Annotated in this window: 14 protein-coding genes; 9 read left to right on the forward strand and 5 right to left on the reverse strand. The window is 43.6% G+C overall.

The window, feature by feature from the left end:
- Window positions 1–6 precede the first annotated feature (6 nt).
- Window positions 7–534: a SiaB family protein kinase gene (locus JWG44_RS20000; RefSeq protein ID WP_205276820.1), complete on the forward strand. Its 528-nt coding sequence runs from the start codon at window positions 7–9 to the stop codon at window positions 532–534.
- On the opposite strand, the gene JWG44_RS20005 is transcribed toward JWG44_RS20000, so the two are convergent.
- The 3 genes from JWG44_RS20005 to JWG44_RS20015 form a co-directional block, all read right to left on the reverse strand.
- Window positions 509–1,330, reverse strand: a complete 822-nt coding sequence (locus JWG44_RS20005; protein ID WP_205276821.1) for a PP2C family protein-serine/threonine phosphatase — start codon at window positions 1,328–1,330, stop codon at window positions 509–511. The two genes, JWG44_RS20000 and JWG44_RS20005, sit on opposite strands and share 26 nt — an antisense overlap.
- A gap of 166 nt (window positions 1,331–1,496) precedes the next feature.
- Entirely contained in the window at window positions 1,497–2,255 is a 759-nt protein-coding gene (locus JWG44_RS20010; protein ID WP_205276822.1) for an SDR family NAD(P)-dependent oxidoreductase, read from the reverse strand.
- A gap of 30 nt (window positions 2,256–2,285) precedes the next feature.
- Window positions 2,286–3,158 (reverse strand): acyl-CoA thioesterase, encoded by an 873-nt coding sequence (locus JWG44_RS20015; protein WP_205276823.1) that lies wholly within the window; start codon window positions 3,156–3,158, stop codon window positions 2,286–2,288.
- 604 nt (window positions 3,159–3,762) lie between these two features.
- Between JWG44_RS20015 and JWG44_RS20020 the strand changes: the two genes are divergently transcribed.
- The 8 genes from JWG44_RS20020 to JWG44_RS20055 all read left to right on the forward strand — a co-directional run bounded on the left by JWG44_RS20020 (window position 3,763) and on the right by JWG44_RS20055 (window position 15,909).
- Window positions 3,763–5,550, forward strand: coding sequence for a CoA-transferase (locus tag JWG44_RS20020; protein WP_205276824.1), 1,788 nt, complete (start codon window positions 3,763–3,765; stop codon window positions 5,548–5,550).
- Window positions 5,551–5,584: 34 nt separating this feature from the next.
- Window positions 5,585–6,559, forward strand: coding sequence for a ketoacyl-ACP synthase III (locus JWG44_RS20025; RefSeq protein WP_205276825.1), 975 nt, complete (start codon window positions 5,585–5,587; stop codon window positions 6,557–6,559).
- Window positions 6,560–6,592: 33 nt separating this feature from the next.
- Window positions 6,593–11,947, forward strand: a complete 5,355-nt coding sequence (locus tag JWG44_RS20030) for a protein kinase domain-containing protein (RefSeq protein WP_205276826.1) — start codon at window positions 6,593–6,595, stop codon at window positions 11,945–11,947.
- Between the two features lie 36 nt (window positions 11,948–11,983).
- A complete protein-coding gene (locus tag JWG44_RS20035; protein WP_069608194.1) occupies window positions 11,984–12,538 on the forward strand; it encodes a SiaB family protein kinase in 555 nt (184 codons plus the stop codon).
- Window positions 12,539–12,540: 2 nt separating this feature from the next.
- Window positions 12,541–12,915, forward strand: coding sequence for a DUF1987 domain-containing protein (locus JWG44_RS20040; RefSeq protein WP_205276827.1), 375 nt, complete (start codon window positions 12,541–12,543; stop codon window positions 12,913–12,915).
- A gap of 27 nt (window positions 12,916–12,942) precedes the next feature.
- The gene (locus JWG44_RS20045; RefSeq protein WP_205276828.1) at window positions 12,943–14,418 is read left to right on the forward strand and encodes an adenylate/guanylate cyclase domain-containing protein; all 1,476 of its coding nucleotides are present in this window, start codon (window positions 12,943–12,945) and stop codon (window positions 14,416–14,418) included.
- Window positions 14,419–14,493: 75 nt separating this feature from the next.
- Complete coding sequence (locus JWG44_RS20050; protein WP_205276829.1) at window positions 14,494–14,799, forward strand: ArsR/SmtB family transcription factor; 306 nt, start codon at window positions 14,494–14,496, stop codon at window positions 14,797–14,799.
- Window positions 14,800–14,946: 147 nt separating this feature from the next.
- Window positions 14,947–15,909 carry an LLM class oxidoreductase gene (locus JWG44_RS20055; protein WP_232371763.1) on the forward strand — a complete coding sequence of 321 codons (963 nt, stop codon included), beginning with the start codon at window positions 14,947–14,949 and terminating at the stop codon, window positions 15,907–15,909.
- A gap of 24 nt (window positions 15,910–15,933) precedes the next feature.
- On the opposite strand, the gene JWG44_RS20060 is transcribed toward JWG44_RS20055, so the two are convergent.
- Both JWG44_RS20060 and JWG44_RS20065 read right to left on the reverse strand, forming a co-directional pair.
- On the reverse strand, window positions 15,934–16,509 hold the full coding sequence (locus JWG44_RS20060; RefSeq protein ID WP_205276830.1) for an SH3 domain-containing protein: 576 nt from the start codon (window positions 16,507–16,509) through the stop codon (window positions 15,934–15,936).
- Window positions 16,510–16,695: 186 nt separating this feature from the next.
- A complete protein-coding gene (locus tag JWG44_RS20065; protein WP_205276831.1) occupies window positions 16,696–17,154 on the reverse strand; it encodes a VOC family protein in 459 nt (152 codons plus the stop codon).
- Window positions 17,155–17,158: the final 4 nt, after the last annotated feature.

Genomic DNA, 17,158 nt, shown 5'->3' on the forward strand with positions numbered 1-17,158 from the left:
AGAAGAATGAAATCCGGCGGACTCCACAAACAATACGATCATTCCAAAAAGATGAAATCGGTTCTTTACTACCAAGGCGCTGTCACACACGAGATTTTGGGAAATCTTACCGAAATTCTCAAGGGTAGGATCGCGAATGAAAAAAGAAAAAATAAGATTCTCAACGTATTCGTAGAGATGGCTCAGAACGTAAGTCATTATTCTTCCGAAAAAGAGAAGGATTACGGAGTCGGATTGATCTTAGTAAAAGAAAAAGCTCATATTCTTAAACTTTCCACCGCGAACTTTTTAACTCCTGAGACGGCGGCGCCGCTCCGGGAAAAACTCGATCACTTTCTTTCTCTTACGGGAGAAGAAGTGAAAGAACTCTATCAGGAAAAAATCAAGGGAGAAAGACCAGAGGACAGCAAGGGCGCAGGTTTGGGATTTTTAGAAATATTAAAAAAATCTGATTTTCCGTTCCGTTCCTCTTTTGAAGAAACTTCGGACGGGGAAGTTTTTTTCACACTTACCGTTTTCTTTCGCTTGGGGTGAGTTTCCAAGGCTCCGAGTGAGAGAGCGCGACCTCCTTGACTTCGATCACGATCACGGAAGTATTGTCTCTTGTCATTCTTAGATTGGCTTCTTCCGCGAGATGGGAACAGGCGTCCTTTACGTTAGCCGCGTTTTTAAGAATCTCCTCCAAATCGTCGATTTTGATTACATCCGTAAGTCCGTCGGTGCAGAGAAGAATCCGATCTCCCTCGCTTAAGGAATTCGTAATGTCAAAAAGATCCATCTGAAGATCGGTGGTTCCGCCTCCGATACAACTCGTGATATAACTCCTGGAACTTTGATTTCCTCCGCGGACGGAATCGGAAAAGGAATGATCCACCGTAATCTTATGAACCCCTTGCGAAGAAAAATGGTAGGCTCGACTGTCGCCCATATTAAAAACAAGAACCTTTCTTCTTCCGAAAAGCGCTCCGACCAGTGTAGTTCCCATTCCGAGTTTACCGGTCATTAACGCGTGTTCGTTGATTTCATTGTTGATCTTTCGAAATAAATTCTGCCAACCTGCCCTTGGCAATTCTTCCAGAGGTTGAATGGCCCTTTCCATCCACGCGAGTTTTTCCAACGTTAGACGGCTTGCGATTTCTCCGGAGGTATGACCTCCCATTCCATCCGCGAGCGCGAGAATCAGAGGAGAATGGGAAGAATCTCGGAGGCCCGTGGAAGTAAAGGAACCGGAAACCGTACCGGCGACGATCTCGCCGGAAACATACATGGAATCCTCGTTATGCGAACGAAAATTTCCTTTTTCCGTAATTCCGAAATATTGAATGATCATGGAGAAAAGTACGGAATTTCGAAGGAATTTCCGTAAAACTATTATAAAAATGTGTCAGCGAGCGTATTCAAGAACAAATCTTCCGAAGGTCAGTTTTTTCAAAACAATCCGACGAAGAATTCCTAAATTCTAAATCGTTTCTTTTTATTTCGTTTAAAAAAGGAAATTATTTAGCGGAATATCCGCCGTCGACCGGAAGAGCCGTACCGGTGATAAAGGAAGCGTCGGAGCTGCACAACCAAACCGCAACTTTGGCGATTTCTTCGGGAGTCGCGATACGGTGAAGCGGGTGTAATTTTACGAGTTGTTTTTCCGCTTCCACCGGATCCTTTGCGAGATGAAAAAGTTCGTCCAAAATTTCAGTCTTCACCGCACCCGGACAAATCGCATTGATCCGAATATTCTTTTTTGCGTATTCCAACGCCGCACTTTTGGTCAATCCGATGATTCCGTGTTTCGCCGCGGAATACGGATTGATTCCGACGACTCCGTTGATCCCCGAAATCGAAGAGACGTTTACCACCGCTCCGCTTCCGACTTTTAGCATCTCAGGAATCTGATATTTCATCGAGAGCCAGGCTCCTTTGAGATTTACGTTTACGACCTTATCCCATATCTCTTCCGGGTATTCGTGTAAAAGATGATTCTCACCCATAATTCCGGCGTTGTTGATTCCAAAATCCAACCTGCCGAATTTTTCAACCGCGACATCCACCGTTTTTTTTACCTGTTCTCCGGAGGTAACGTCGCAGGCCACAAAAAGAACGTCTCCTCCCTTCGATCTGATTTCGGATTCTAATTTTTTTCCCTCTTCGGACCTTCTACCGCAGAAAACAACTTTCGCGCCTCTCGATACGAACTCTTGAACTACCGCCTTTCCGATTCCTGTGCTTCCGCCGGTCACCATCGCGACTTTGTCTTTCATTGAATTCTCCAAAAATAGAATATTACAAAATTAAGATATTTTTCTAGTTTTTCCGTTTCTGACCCGGACAAGATATTTTTTTAGATGTCCGTTGATCACTTCCAAATCGGTCAACTCTCTTTCGACGGAGGCCACTTTCAAATCTTCGATCAAGATAAAAAGATATCTGAGTTCTTCCAGATGCACTTTTGCTTTGAGTATGTTTTTTATTTTCTGCGAAAGAATACGACTACCCCAGGCTCCCGCGATGGAAACCGGCAGAAGAGTCGCGACGGAACGGAGATGTTCCAAAAGTTGTGAGTGATCTTTTCCCCGAGATCCTTCCAATTGATTTCCGAGTTTATATACCTTTAGAATGAGATTATGAGCGAGTCTCCACACTTCCAGCTTATCCAAGGTTCGGACCTGAGTAGCGGAAGCGGCGGAAGATACAGTTTCCGCGGGTCCGACGGGAGGGGAAGGATAAGAAGGAATTTTGCCGTCTATAAACTTCTTTCTAAAACCTTCCGGAACCGGGACAACCTTACGGATGCAATAGTCGAAAAATAAAACCCGAATTTGAACAAGAGAAACCTTCTCCTTTCTCTGATTCTTAGAAAGACGAAAATAGAGGTCGAAGGACTTTTCTCCAAGATTTGCTAAAACGACATCGATCTTTACCTGATCGTTATAGAGCAATTCACCCTGATATAAAATCCCCGCGTTTGCAAAGATGATGCTCTTTCCGTAAATATTAGTTACTGAAAAACCGAGATACTGAAAAAACTGCAGATGAGCTTCCATAACCAGATCCAGAATGGAAGCAAAGGAAACGTGGATATCCAAAGCCAGATCGGTTTTACGAATCGACAACTCGGTTGAGAAGTGATAGGTTTCCGGAAATTCAATCTGTATATCAGCCATAATAATATTTTATGAATGTGAAATTCAATCGGGACATAATGATTCGAACACCGTGCGATCTTCGTATTTCCCAAGTATAAACAATCAAAACACTCGGATCGGTCCGAAAAGATCGGGGCTCTTAGTTTTCAAAAAAAGATCTTCCTATTCATAGTTTCGGTTTTTGAAAGCCTCGTCTTGAATCGAAATGGAACTTTGAACGGCGTAAGGCGGGAGTCTTTTACAAATTCGAGAGGGAAGAAATGAACTTCTTGATTTTTTGTATGTTTCTAAAATCAAAGAGTCGGTTCGAAAACCCATCTCGATCCGCAAGTTTTAATACTGCTAATTTTTTATAATCAAGGATTGTTTTTAAATTCTTCCTCAAAAAGTTCTTGCTAGAGAGTCTTCTCCAAGGAAGATCTTTCCACCATTGAGACACGCCAAAATCTACTCGGTGTTTGTTGAAGAAGAATAGAAAGAAAAAACTTAGGATTTTGAAAAACTCCAACTTCCCTGTAATGAATCTTCTCTTTTTCTCGTAGCACTTGAAAGAAAGAAAAGCCGCATTGAAGATCGGAATAAAATCCAAAACATTCAAACTGATCCGGGAAACATAGAATCATTGGAAGCAAACAAGAAGATCTTTACAAATCCAGATGAAATGATCCGAGAAATTGTGAGACCGGGAATGTCGCTTCATCTTTCCGCGACTATGTCGAGACCAAACGCGCTCATCTATTCTCTCGCACGTTGTTTTCAGTATACAAATCCCGAATTCACGATCAGTATGGCGGGAATTCATTCCAGCGCTCACGCTCTTACGATTTCCAAGATCGTAAAAAAAATGATCACCGGTTTTGCCGGAGACAATTATCCGAAACCTTCTCCGAATTCTCTCTACTCCAATCTTTTGGACGGAACTCCGTTCGAACTCGAACTCTGGTCACTCTTGAGTCTTGTACAAAGATTGATGGCAGGGGCGATGCGTCTTCCCGGGTTTATCACCAATTCCCTTTTGGGAAGCGATATAATTTTGGACAAGTTAGGCAAAACCGCGTTTCTGTTTCCGGATCCGCAAGGAACTTCTAAAAATCAGAACGAACCTTATCCGACGGATTACAAAGGAAAAAAGGGAGCGGACTTGGCCTACATTCTTCCGTTAAACCCGGACTACACCCTCTTACACGCATTAGTCGGAGACGAAGAAGGGAATCTTGTTCTCTGTCCACCGAGCGGCGAAGGATATTGGGGGGCGCTCGCCGCCAAACAAGGTGTGATCGCAACGGTGGAAAGAATCGTTCCCAAAGGATCGATTCCTCCCGAACTTGTAACGGTTCCCGGAAACAGAGTCGTCGCTTTATCCGTTGCGGAATACGGAGCTCATCCTCAATCTCTTCGAGTTTTTGATCTTCCGGGAGTTTCAGTCTTTGAAGGACTTTCCACCTATCTCGACGATTACGAATTTCAAATCGAAGCCAATGAGGCGGCTAACGTGCCTTCCAAAGCGGAAAAATGGTATGCCGATTTTGTAAATCTTCCCGGCGGTCACGCTGAATATCTGGAACGTTTAGGAAGTTCTCGTCTCAGAAAATTAAAACAGATTCCGGAAGAAAACAAGGCTCTGAAGTTGGAAGATCCTACAACCGTCAACGACTCGGAGCAGATGATCATTCTGGCGGCGAGAGCGATCCAGGAATACGTTAAAACAAAAGGATACAAAACCGTTCTCGCGGGAATCGGCGCCGCACATATTTCGGCTTGGACCGCGGCTCATTTTCTGAAAAAGGAAGGAGTTCAGGTTCAGGTCATCACTGAACTCGGATTTTATTCGATGAAACCCCATACCGGAGACGTTTTTTTATTCAGTCAATTGCACACAAAAGACTGTACGATGCTTTCGGATATCACGAGCATCTTGGGGACGGTGGTTCCGGATCATTGTCTCGGAGTTTTGGGCGCGGCGGAAGTGGACTGGTTTGGAAACATCAATTCGACAAGAACCGCCAAAGGGAAATTTCTCGTGGGTTCCGGAGGCGCCAACGATATCGCGGCGAGCGCGGATTGTATCGTGGTAGCAAAAGCGAACCGGGGAAGATTCGTAAAAAAAGTAAACTACATTACCTCGGTAGGAGATCGAGTGATGGAAGCGATTTGTCAATTCGGTAGATTTCAGAGACAACCCAACTCCGATCACGTTTTCGAATTTACCCACTGGATCGCGCCGCCGTCCGACGAGGAAATGGAACCCGAAGAAGCGGTTCTCCGTTATACGTCCTGGCTTCCTCCCGACGAGGATCTTCCCCTCAAAGAAGAAAAACCGGTGACAGCGGAAGAGCTAACGGTTTTAAGAGAATTGGACCCGGAAAAGATTTACATAGAACAATTTATGGTATATACAAGACTTCCATAATAAAATAAAATTCGAATTTACTTAGGGGAAAAAAATGAGCGGAAAAAATCTAACAAGCAACGGAGTGAGAATCACCGGTTTCGGTCATTATTTTCCCGAAACGATCGTGACAAACGAAGAAATCCGCGCTCGTTTGAAATTTCCGGAAATGCACCCAGCAGAAAAAGCGGTCATCGGAAATATCGGAGTCAACGAAAGAAGAAGAGCCAACGAAAAAGAAACCGCGATGTATATGGCGGCAAAAGCCGCGGAGATGGCGCTGAAAGACGCCGGAAAAAAACCGGAAGAAGTGGATCTCTACATTCTCGCGAACTGGACCGATCGTTATTATCTCCCCGATCTTGCGCCCCAAGCCTCCAAACTATCGGGAACAAAAAACGCCCTCGCCTTCGACGTTAGCACTGCTTGCACTGGTTTTGTCCACGGAGTTCAAACCGCTTCCGCTTTTTTAAGTTCCGGCAAATTTAAGAATGCGTTAGTCATCGGAAGCGAACGTTTTTCGGTTCGAACACGCATGGGAGGATACGGAGAATTCACCGCGGGAGACGCCGCTGCGGGAGTCTTCTTAGAATTTACGGGTGATAAGAATTTTGGAATCATCGATTCATTCTTACAAGACGACGGAGACCTTTCCGGAATCATAGTCACGGGACCGCCTCCACAGAGTTATGTGAAAAGTTATCCGGAACTTGTCACAAACGCGGCGGATCTCACTCTTAAATCCATGGATCAACTCCTGGAAAAAAACGGACTTACGATTGAAGATATAGATTGGGTGGTTCCACATCCCGGAACCGACGTCGTAGTGCAGGACGTCCTCAAAAGGACCAAATTTCCTAGAGAAAAAATCCTCATGAACTTTGAAAAAGTGGGCAACACTTCCGCAGCTTCGATTCCGATAGTTCTATCAGAATATTATTATAAAGGAAAATTCAAAAAAGGAGATATGTTCCTCACTCCGGCGGTCGGCGGCGGATTTTATTGGGGAGGACTCCTATTTCGTCTCTGAAAAAAGAGAGAAAAAACGGGAAATAAAACAGATATGAAAATTGAAGGTTACGAACTAAAAGAAAGAATGAATTCCGATTCGTCGACGGAGGTTTACAAAGCCGTTCGAACGAAGGACGGAGTTCCGGTCGTCGTCAAATACATTCCGATCTTGGACGAATTACATCCGGCGGTCGTCAATTTAAGAAACGAATTTGAAATTCTAAATTATCTCGCATCCGAAAAGATGATCCACGCGTTTGCCATGGAGAAAATTCCGGAAGGATTTATTCTAGTTTTAGAATTCGTTCCCGGAGGTACGCTCAAACACTTTTCCGGAAAAAAACCGGTCAACCTCAAGGACTTTTTCAAAATCGCGATCGATCTGACGGAAAGGCTGGGAGAAATACATAATAAAAAAGTAATACATAAGGATCTAAAGCCCGATAATATCATCTTTAATCCGGAAGGAAGCGTATTAAGAATCGTCGATTTCGGAATTTCAACCCGGCTTTCCAAGGAAGAAACCTCCTGGTCCAATCCGAACCGATTGGAAGGAAGTATTCACTACGTATCCCCCGAACAAACCGGGAGAATGAATCGTTCCGTAGACTACCGAAGTGATTTTTATTCCTTAGGAATCACGTTTTACGAACTGATCACGGGAAAACTCCCGTTTGAGAGCGAGGATCTTTTGGAACTCGTTCACTTTCATCTAGCAAAAGACCCGGCCGATCCCCGCAAACTCAGAAACGAAATTCCGGAAGCATTGTCTCAAATCGTATTAAAATTACTTTCCAAAACCGCCGAGGATCGTTACCAGACTTCGGAAGGTTTAAAGGCGGACTTGGAAACCGTTCAGAAAAAATGGCTCGAGGTCGGAGACGTCCCGGCATTTGTCTTAGGATCCAAGGATTATTCCCAAGAGTTTAAGATTCCTCAGAAGTTGTATGGAAGAGAAGAATACATACAATCTTTGTTAGGCGAATTTAAAAAAGTCACCGACACGGGAAGAACCAGCGTCGTTTTGATTGCGGGTTATTCCGGGGTCGGCAAATCGTCCCTTGTAAAAGAAATCAACAAACCCCTCACCGAATCCAAAGGTTATTTTGTTTCGGGGAAATTCGATCAATACAATCGGAACGTTCCCTTTAGCGCGATCATTCAGGTTTTTTCCAATCTGATAGAACAAATTCTCACCGAATCTCCCGAAAGAATCGAGGACTGGAAAAATAAGATCAAGGATACGCTGGGAAGCAACGGAAAGGTCATCACCGACGTTTTACCCGAACTCGAATTTATCATCGGTCCGCAAACTGCGGTAACGGAACTCGGCGCTCAAGAGAACGCAAACCGCTTCTACCTGGTCTTTCAGAACTTCATCAAAATTTTCGCAAATCAAGAACATCCCCTCGCCGTCTTTCTCGACGACTTACAGTGGGCCGACACCCCCTCTTTGGAATTGGTGAAGAACCTAATCGAGGACGTCTCCGTAAATTATCTTTTCTTAATGTTAGCGTATAGGGACAACGAAGTAGATTCCACACATCCGTTTTCGACCTTGGTTGCAGGATTGGAAAAAGAAGGATTCCGATTGGACAAAATTCTTCTAAAACCTTTGAGTTTAAAGAATGTAAATGAACTTTTGGCGGACAGCCTTCGAAGTTCTTCCGAAGAAACGTTGAGTTTTGCGGAGATAGTTTATTCAAAAACCAGAGGGAATCCGTTTTTTATCAACGAACTCCTAAAACAGTTATCAAAGGAGGAAATCATCTCCTACAAAAAAGGCGATTCTACATTTAGCGGAAAATGGATCTGGAATCTTGAAAAAATAAAAAATACTGACATTTCGGATAACGTGGTGGAACTACTTGTCAGAAGAATAAAAAAACTTTCACCGCGCACGCAGGAAACTTTAAAACTCGCCTCTTGTATCGGAAGCAACTTCGATCTCGGAGTCCAATCCAAAATTTTGGGGACGACCCTAAAGGAAACCGCTTCCGCCATTTTGGAAACGATGGAAGAGGAATTGATAGTTCCCTACGGAGACAACTATCGATTGGTAGATTCGATGGAGGAAGTGGAAGAAAATAAGGAAAAAAACTTTCAGATAGCAAAGACGATTCAATTCCGCTTTCAACACGACAGGGTTCAACAAGCAAGTTATGAATTGTTAAGCGAAGATCAAAAACAGACCACTCGATTAAAAATCGGAAGAATTCTTTTAGAAAACTTAAACGAGAAGGCGTTGGAAGATTCGATTTTCGACGTGGTGAATCACTTAAATACGGGTTCTTCCTTAATCACCGAGAACGAAGAGAAAAGAAAATTACTTCAGTTGAATATTCAGGCGGCGCAAAAAGCCAAACTCTCGGCCGCGTATAAACCCGCAAAATTATATTCCGAAAAGGCGAGAGAACTTCTCTTTTCCCTTCCGGAAGCCGAGAAGGGAGATAAGGAACTCTGGTCCAAGGAATACGAACTGGCGTATTCGGTTCATAAGGAGCTGGCCGAAATTTTATATCTCAACGGAAATTTTGAAGAATCGCAGGAGATGATTCAGACCATTCTAAAACAAGCAAAAACACCGGTTGAACAGGCGGAAGCCTACAACCTGCTGATGATCGAATATTCGGCGCAGGGAAAATTCGATCTCGCGATGTCGACCGTGATCAAAGCGTTAAAACCGTTGGGAATCGAAATTCCGACTTCTAACTTTGATAAGGTTGTGGACAAGGAAATCGAAGAAGTAAGGAAAAATCTTAAAAACCGAAGCGTAATATCGCTGTTAGACGAACCTCTGATGACTGATGCGAACCATGTCTGGGCCGTGAATCTGTTGATCAGCGCCATCCAGACGGCTTACAACAAGGAACCCGCTCTGTTCCCGGTCATCTGTTTGAAGATGGCGAACTTACTTTTGAAATACGGAAACTTATCCGATTCGTACGGTTACTCCTGTTACGGAATGGTTCTTGTGGGAAAATTATCCGATTACAAAGCAGCTTACGACTTCTGCGAACTCGCGGTAAAACTCAGCGAGAAGTATATGAACTCGGGCGGCTACACAAAAGCCGCCAACATTTTGGCGAACTATTCCTCCTCTTTCGTAAAACACCTTAAATTTTCCGAAGACGTAAACATCAAATGTGTCCAAGCCGCTTTGGATTCCGGAGAATTTTTACACGGAAGTTATGCGGCTATGAACGATGCGTCTAACGTTCTTTTTCAGGGAAAGAATCTGGAAATCCTAAAACCGAAGATCAACCAACTTCTTAAATTCGTGAGAAAGGTGAAAAATAATCTCGCGATCGATACGATTTTGGGAACAACTTTGATTCTTTCAAATTTAAGAGGTGAAACGGGCGGACATCTCGACTTATCTTCCAACGAATATCAGGAAAAGGAATACATCGATCTTTGCAACGATCACCAAAGTTTAGCCCCGATCTGTACATTCAAAGTGATGAAGATACGATCGTTATTGATGTACGGAGAATACCAACTGGCTCTTCAAGAAGCGGAGGAAGCCAATGGAATGATCTTATACCTTGGAGGTCAATACGGACCCTGGGAGCATAATTTTTTGTATTCCCTCGCACTTGCGGCGAATTATAAAAAAGTTACACCTGATAATAAAAAAGAATATCTCAAAAAAATTCGCGAGAATCAAAAACAACTCTTGGCTTTAGCGGAAAGTTGTCCTGAAAACTTCTACCACAAACACCTGTTAGTCGAAGCTGAATTAGCAAGACTCGAATACAAAAACTGGAAAGCGGCGAGAACTTACGAAGCGGCGATCCGGGAAGCGAGAAAAAACGAGTTTCCAAACGACGAGGCTCTCGCTTGCGAGATGGCCGCGACCTTTTGGCTTTCGAAAGGAAGTATCAAAATTGCGGGAGAATTTATCAACGAAGCCTTTCACCGTTACGGACTCTGGGGTGCAAACCTGAAACAGAGTATGCTCAAGTCCAAATATCCCGAGTTCATCCGCGAAAGAGGAACCGGAACGATTCGTACTCACAGAACGATTTCGACCACGACCGCCGCGGCGACCGAAGTCTATTCGGGTCAGACCTTGGATCTTCAATCCGTATTAAAAAGTTCTACTGCGATTTCCGGAGAAATCAAACTCGAAAATCTCTTGGACAAATTGATGAAGATCGTAATCGAAAACGCGGGAGCACAAAGAGGAGTTCTCATTCTTAAAAAAGAGGGAAGACTCTACGTCGAAGCGGAAGGTTCGATCACAAAGGACGACGTCGACGTTCTTACCGGTATTCCTCTCGGCAATAGTAAGAATCTTCCGATCTCTCTGATCTACTACGTGGAACGCACAAAGGAGAATCTGGTTCTTAGAAACGCAAACCAAGACGAGAAGTTCAACAAGGACGAGTATATTAAGAATTCTAAAACTAAATCCGTTCTCTGTACTCCGGTCATCAAACAAGGAGAAATTTCGGGAATTCTATATCTCGAAAACAATCTTTCGGAAGGAGCGTTTACTTCGGATCGGCTTCAGATCATGAACATTCTCTCTTCTCAGGCGGCGATCTCCATCGATAACGCGTTACTCTATTCCAACATGGAGGAGAAAGTAAGGGAAAGAACTAGAGAGTTGGCACAGGCAAACGCGGATCTTGGATTAAAGAATCAGCATATCACGGATAGTATCACATATTCATTGAATATTCAACAGGCGATTCTTCCATCCGAAGCTCTTCTCGCCAAAAATCTTAAAGAACAATTCGTTCTCTTCAGACCGAAAGACATAGTCTCGGGCGACTTCTATTGGTTCAGCAAAAAAGAGGGATCAATTTTTCTTGCCGCAGTCGATTGTACTGGACACGGGGTCCCCGGCGCTTTAATGTCAATGATCGGAAATACATTGCTCAATCAGATCGTAAACGAAGCGGGAATCAAAGATCCCGGAAAGGTTTTGGAACATTTGAATAAGAATGTAAGACAAGCCCTAAAACAGGATTCCTTGGATACGAACTCGGTGGACGGAATGGACATCTGCTTCTGTAGAATCGAAGCGGACAAAGTTTATTTCGCAGGCGCCAAAAGACCTCTCTACTTTTCCAGAGGCGGAAAAATGGAAGAGATCAAAGGTGATAGACATTCCATCGGCGGAAGACAAAAAGAAGATTCTAGAACCTATACTACCCACGAAGTAAAACTGGACAAGGGAAAACCCGCGATGTTTTACCTCACGACTGACGGGTATATGGATCAGCCGAATCCTCAAAGACAAAGAATCGCCAGCAAAGGTTTGATCGCTCAGTTACACGGCGTGTCTTCCCTACCTGCTAACGAACAAAAAGAAAGACTCGCGGCCTTTTTAGACGGACACCAAGCGGGAGAATCCCAGAGAGATGACATAACTTTGATCGGATTTCGGATCTAGGCATCCACGAAAATATAGGGAGTATGTTAAAAAGAAATGATGGAAAACAAGTCCGTAGACCTGTTTAAGCACTATAAAGAGGCCTGCGATTATCAATTAATTGTTTCCTTTAAGGGACGACTTTCGCAGGAAGTCCTTACCGAATTCGGTTCCATGATCCGAACTTCTTTGAGCACGGAATCGAAAATCAAAAAAATCTTCGCCGTTTTTATAGAATTGGCACAGAATATGTTACACTATTCGGCGGAAAGAAGAGCTCTGGAAGACGGAAGAGAAGGCGGAGTCGGTATCATTATGGTCGATGAAAAATCGATTGGCTATAATGTTTCGTCCGGGAACCTTGTACTAAACGAGAAAATCGAATCGCTGAAAACAAAATGCGAGAAAATCAATTCTATGTCAAGAGACGAGCTGAAAACCTATTACCAACAACAGCTACGCTCGGACAGGCCGGATGACAGCAAAGGCGCCGGAGTCGGGTTGATTGATATCGCGAGAAAGTCGGACGGACCTCTTACCTACGGCATTTCGCCGGTAGACGATAAACATTCGTTTTTTACACTTTCTGCATACTTCACAAAGGAAAATTGAGAATGGAATCTTTACATATCCAACAGACCAAAACTTCTCCAGAGGTTATTTTGGACACTGAGAAAGGAGTGGTGGAAATCATCGGAGAATCTTATCCGGAAAACGCGATCGCCTTCTACAAACCCGTATTCGATTGGCTCAACTCCACTATGGGAAACAAGACCGCGCTCCAGGTAAAATTTCAGTTAGATTATTTTAATACGAGCTCTTCGAAAGTGATCATGGACATTTTGGATTCTCTCCAAAAATATCACGATCAAAGCGGCAAGGTCAAAGTCCTCTGGTTGTATAAAGAAGACGACGACGATATGCAGGAAACAGGCGAGGAATTCTCGTCCGATCTTTCCTTACCGTTCGAACTTAAATCCTACAAATAGACGGGCCTTCGGCCGAGGAACCCATTTATGGAACCAGCGTCTCCAGCACAGAAGGACTTTAATTCTTTTTTTGAAAACGAGTTTCAATTATTAAACGAAGTCAACGAAACCCTTGATAAAAAAGATTCTCTTCAGAAAGACGATCTGATCCAAGAACTCAGAAAAGTCGGAGACGCCTACGAATCCCTTTTAAAACAATCCTCGAAGCTGATGAAGATCGGAGATTCCACTCAGAATCGTCTGATCAAAACTCAAAACGAACTTCAGGATTCCAATCAGAGACTGGTTTCTTCTTATCAGAACTTAAAACAACTGAGTGAAATCGGTCAGATGATCACCGCGAGTTTGGAACCGAAGATCATCCTCACTTCGGTTTATGAAAACACGAAGTCCATGGTTTCGATGGATATTCTCGCCTTTGGAATTTTGGAAGAAGGTAAGAATGAGATCAAATACAAATTCAGTCTGATCGAAGGTCGTTATACTCCCGCACCTTCCGTGGATTCTTTGTCAGAGGAAAACCCTTCTTCCTTTTGTTATAATCAAAATCAGGAATTGATCACAAACGATCTTGAAAAAGATTTTCCCCGGTATGTCTCTCCGATTCAAAAACATTTCGGAGAAAAGACGAGTTCGGTAGTTTATCTTCCCCTCAAAGTGGAGGAAAGATTTATAGGAATTCTTACGATCCAGAGTTACGAGAAGAATGCGTTTAACGAAAACCAACTCAGCATTCTTAGGACTCTCGCGAACTACGTCGCGATCGGCGTGGATAACGCGGACGCCTACAAAACTCTTTCCAAAAGAAATCGGGAACTCAAGGATTCTTTGGAAAAGATCAATGTGCTAAACGAAGGTCTGGAAAAGGAAAGACAGAAATCGGAAAGCCTTCTTCTCAATATTCTTCCCAAAGCGATCGCAGAAAGATTAAAAAGCGGAGAAGGAGTCATCGCAGATTATATTCCGAACTCCACTGTTCTTTTCGCGGACATCGTCGGCTTTTCCAAACTTTCGACTCAGATCCCCACTCCCAATTTATTGGTGGAAATTTTAAATCAGATCTTCACCTGTTTCGACGACATCGCGAGCAAATACCAACTCGAAAAGATCAAGACGATCGGAGATTGTTATATGATGGCGGGCGGGATTCCAAACCCGACGACCGATCACGCCGAAAAAATCGCGTTAGCCGGAATTGCGATGATCGAAGGTCTAAAAAATCTTCAGGAATCCTGGAAATACGAATTCAACATCCGGATCGGAATTCATACAGGAGACGTCGTTGCGGGCGTAATCGGAAAGTATAAATTCGTCTACGATCTCTGGGGTGATTCGGTCAATACGGCTTCGAGGATGGAATCCCACGGACAACCCGGGAAGATCAATTGTTCCGAAGCGACGTATAACGCGCTCAAGGATCTTTTCGAATTCGAAGACAGGGGAATCATCGAGATCAAGGGAAAAGGTCCGATGAGAACCTTTTTTCTTTTGGGTAAAAAGTAACTCTTATCGTTTTATATTTCTATTTTTATCGATTTTAATATTGACAAATCTCGATATCTCGATTAAGAAAGAGACATGGATATCCTCAAGGTCACGAAGGCGATTGGAAACGAAACCCGCTTGTCTATTTTGGAATGGCTGAAGGATCCGGAATCCAATTTCGGAAAACAAGAAATCGGCGATTTTAAAAAGGACGGGGTTTGTGTTACCCTAATACAGGAAAAAACCGAGTTAGGACAATCCACCATTTCACATTATCTTTCGCTTCTTTTGGGAGCCAATCTTTTGAAATCAAAAAGGATCGGGCAATGGACTTTTTACAGCAGAAACGAAGAAACTATTAAGGAATATTTGAATTTTTTAAAGCGTAAAATCCAATGAGGAATCGGGGTTAAATCGTCTCTTTGAGGGCCGTTCTTATTTTTCAAAAGAATTCCTAAAGTCGATTCGAAATTCTTTCACCCGTTTGTCACACTTTAGAATATCTATTAATTTAGATATTTAGATATATAAATTTTAGAGAACACTATGCTTACACTAAACTCCGATACAAAGAGCAAAAACAAAGGTTATTCTTCCATGTTTAGGAAGAATCAATTGAGCGTCGGTTTATTCTTTCCCATTGAAGCTTTTGAAGGGACAAAACCTACGATGCAGAATCAGATCGAACTTGCAAAAAGAGCCGAGGAAGGAGGTTTTTCCGCTCTTTGGTTTCGGGACGTTCCACTTTTGGATCCGGCTTTCGGAGACGTCGGACAAATTTTCGATCCCTGGGTTTATCTCGGATACATAGCCGCGCAGACCGAATCGATCGCTTTGGCGACGGGTTCCGTCATTCTTCCGATCCGACATCCGATTCATACGGCAAAGGCAGCGGCCTCCGTCGACCAACTGAGCGGAGGTCGTTTGGTTTTGGGCGTTGCCTCCGGAGATCGTCCCGTCGAATATCCGATTTTAGGAATCGATTTTGAAAAAAGAGGGGAAATATTTAGAGACTATTTCCGGGATTTCAAAACTTTTTTGGAATCCGAATTTCCGGAGTTTCAAACCTCATTTGGTAAAATCTCGGGAGTGGATCTCGTTCCCAAACCCGTTTCTTTAGGAATTCCGACATTGGTAACGGGTTGCAGTCAACAATCCGTAAAATGGATCGCTGAAAACGCGGACGGTTGGATTTCCTACCCAAGACCACCCGATCAGCAGATGTTAGTCGTTTCTCATTGGAGAAACGTTGTCGAGGAAGTCTGGGGAGATCGATTTCTTCCGTTTGCGCAGTCGCTTTATATCGACCTGCAAAAAAATCCGAACTCACTTCCAAAAAATATCCACCTCGGTTTCAGTTCAGGTCGGAACTTCGTCACGGAGATCTTACTCCTCCTTAGAAAAATAGGAGTCAATCACGTCGTTCTCAATTTAAAATATGGAAAACGGCCGGCCTGGGAAGTTCTGGAGGAATTGATCGAATTCGTTCTTCCCGTCCTTAAAATCTAAAAGGCGCTTTGTTTCGACGGAGATTCAGGGATAAGGTTTCACTTTCGTTTCTATGATTTCAAAATAGCGAAGTCTGACGAATCCGTGATTTCCTCGTTTTGTGGACACTCGGGCCCAATCGACCGGATCGTATCCCTTGTATCCGAGATGGATCAAAACGTTTGCATTTACGTACAGAATTTCGTCCGGCCGAACGGAATCCACGATCTTAGAATCCAAAGACTCGCCCGCGCGAACATTGAGCCTATCTCCCTCTTTAATCCGAACCACTTTTGCCGGAAACCAAACTTGATCCAAGGAAACCCAACCGGTGATTTTGTTTTCGGTTTCGATCTCGTACGCGACCGGATCGCCTTCGAATCCGAAATTTGCGGACTTAAGAAGTTTTACCAATGTGAGATTCGAAAGTCTGGCGACTTCCTCTTGATAATCCAAATTGAAGGTTCCCTCTTTTGGGACGACGGTTTTGTAAACCGGTATGAACTTTCGATCGAGGCTCGATAAGAGCGCTTTCGGATCGGACTCGGACGCAAAATTACCGCTTGAAAACGAAGTAAACAGGATCGCAGATAGAAAACTGATAACCTTCGCGTTTTTCATTCGAATACCTCCTCAAACGGCCCGATAAAAACCCGCGTGAGCGATCGATGCGGATTCAACAAATTGGCGTTTTAATAGCATACATTCAAAAAATATAAAATTCAATTTGTTGAATGGAGCTGAGAGCGCGGCCGCAATTTCAAAAAAACTTTTTAGTTCGAAAATATGCGGCACGCCCCGAAAATTTTATCGAAGAGCTTCGATCACGTCCGAAGGAGCTTGGACCAATTCCACAAGAACTCCTTCCGAACAATAAGGAAATTCTTCGTTTCCTTTGGGATGAATAAAACAAACGTCGTAACCCGCCGCACCCTTCCGGATTCCGCCCGGAGTAAAACGGACTCCCTTTGTTGTGAGCCATTCCACTGCTTTGTGTATGTCGTCCACCCAAAGACCGATATGATTGAGTTTCGGTTCGTGGACTTTCGGACTTTTGTTTACGTCGATCGGCTGCATGATGTCAACTTCCACCGCAAAAGGCCCTTTCCCCATTCTAAGAATATCCTCGTCTACGTTTTCCTTTTCGCTCCGAAAGGTTCCCGTTTTTTCCAAACCGAGAATATCCACCCAAAACGTTTCGAGTTTTTTCTTATCCTCTCCGCCCACCGCTATCTGCTGAATTCCTAATATTTTAAATGGTCTCATCTTT

The sequence above is a fragment of the Leptospira ainazelensis genome (genome assembly GCF_016918785.1).
GTDB lineage: Bacteria > Spirochaetota > Leptospiria > Leptospirales > Leptospiraceae > Leptospira > Leptospira ainazelensis.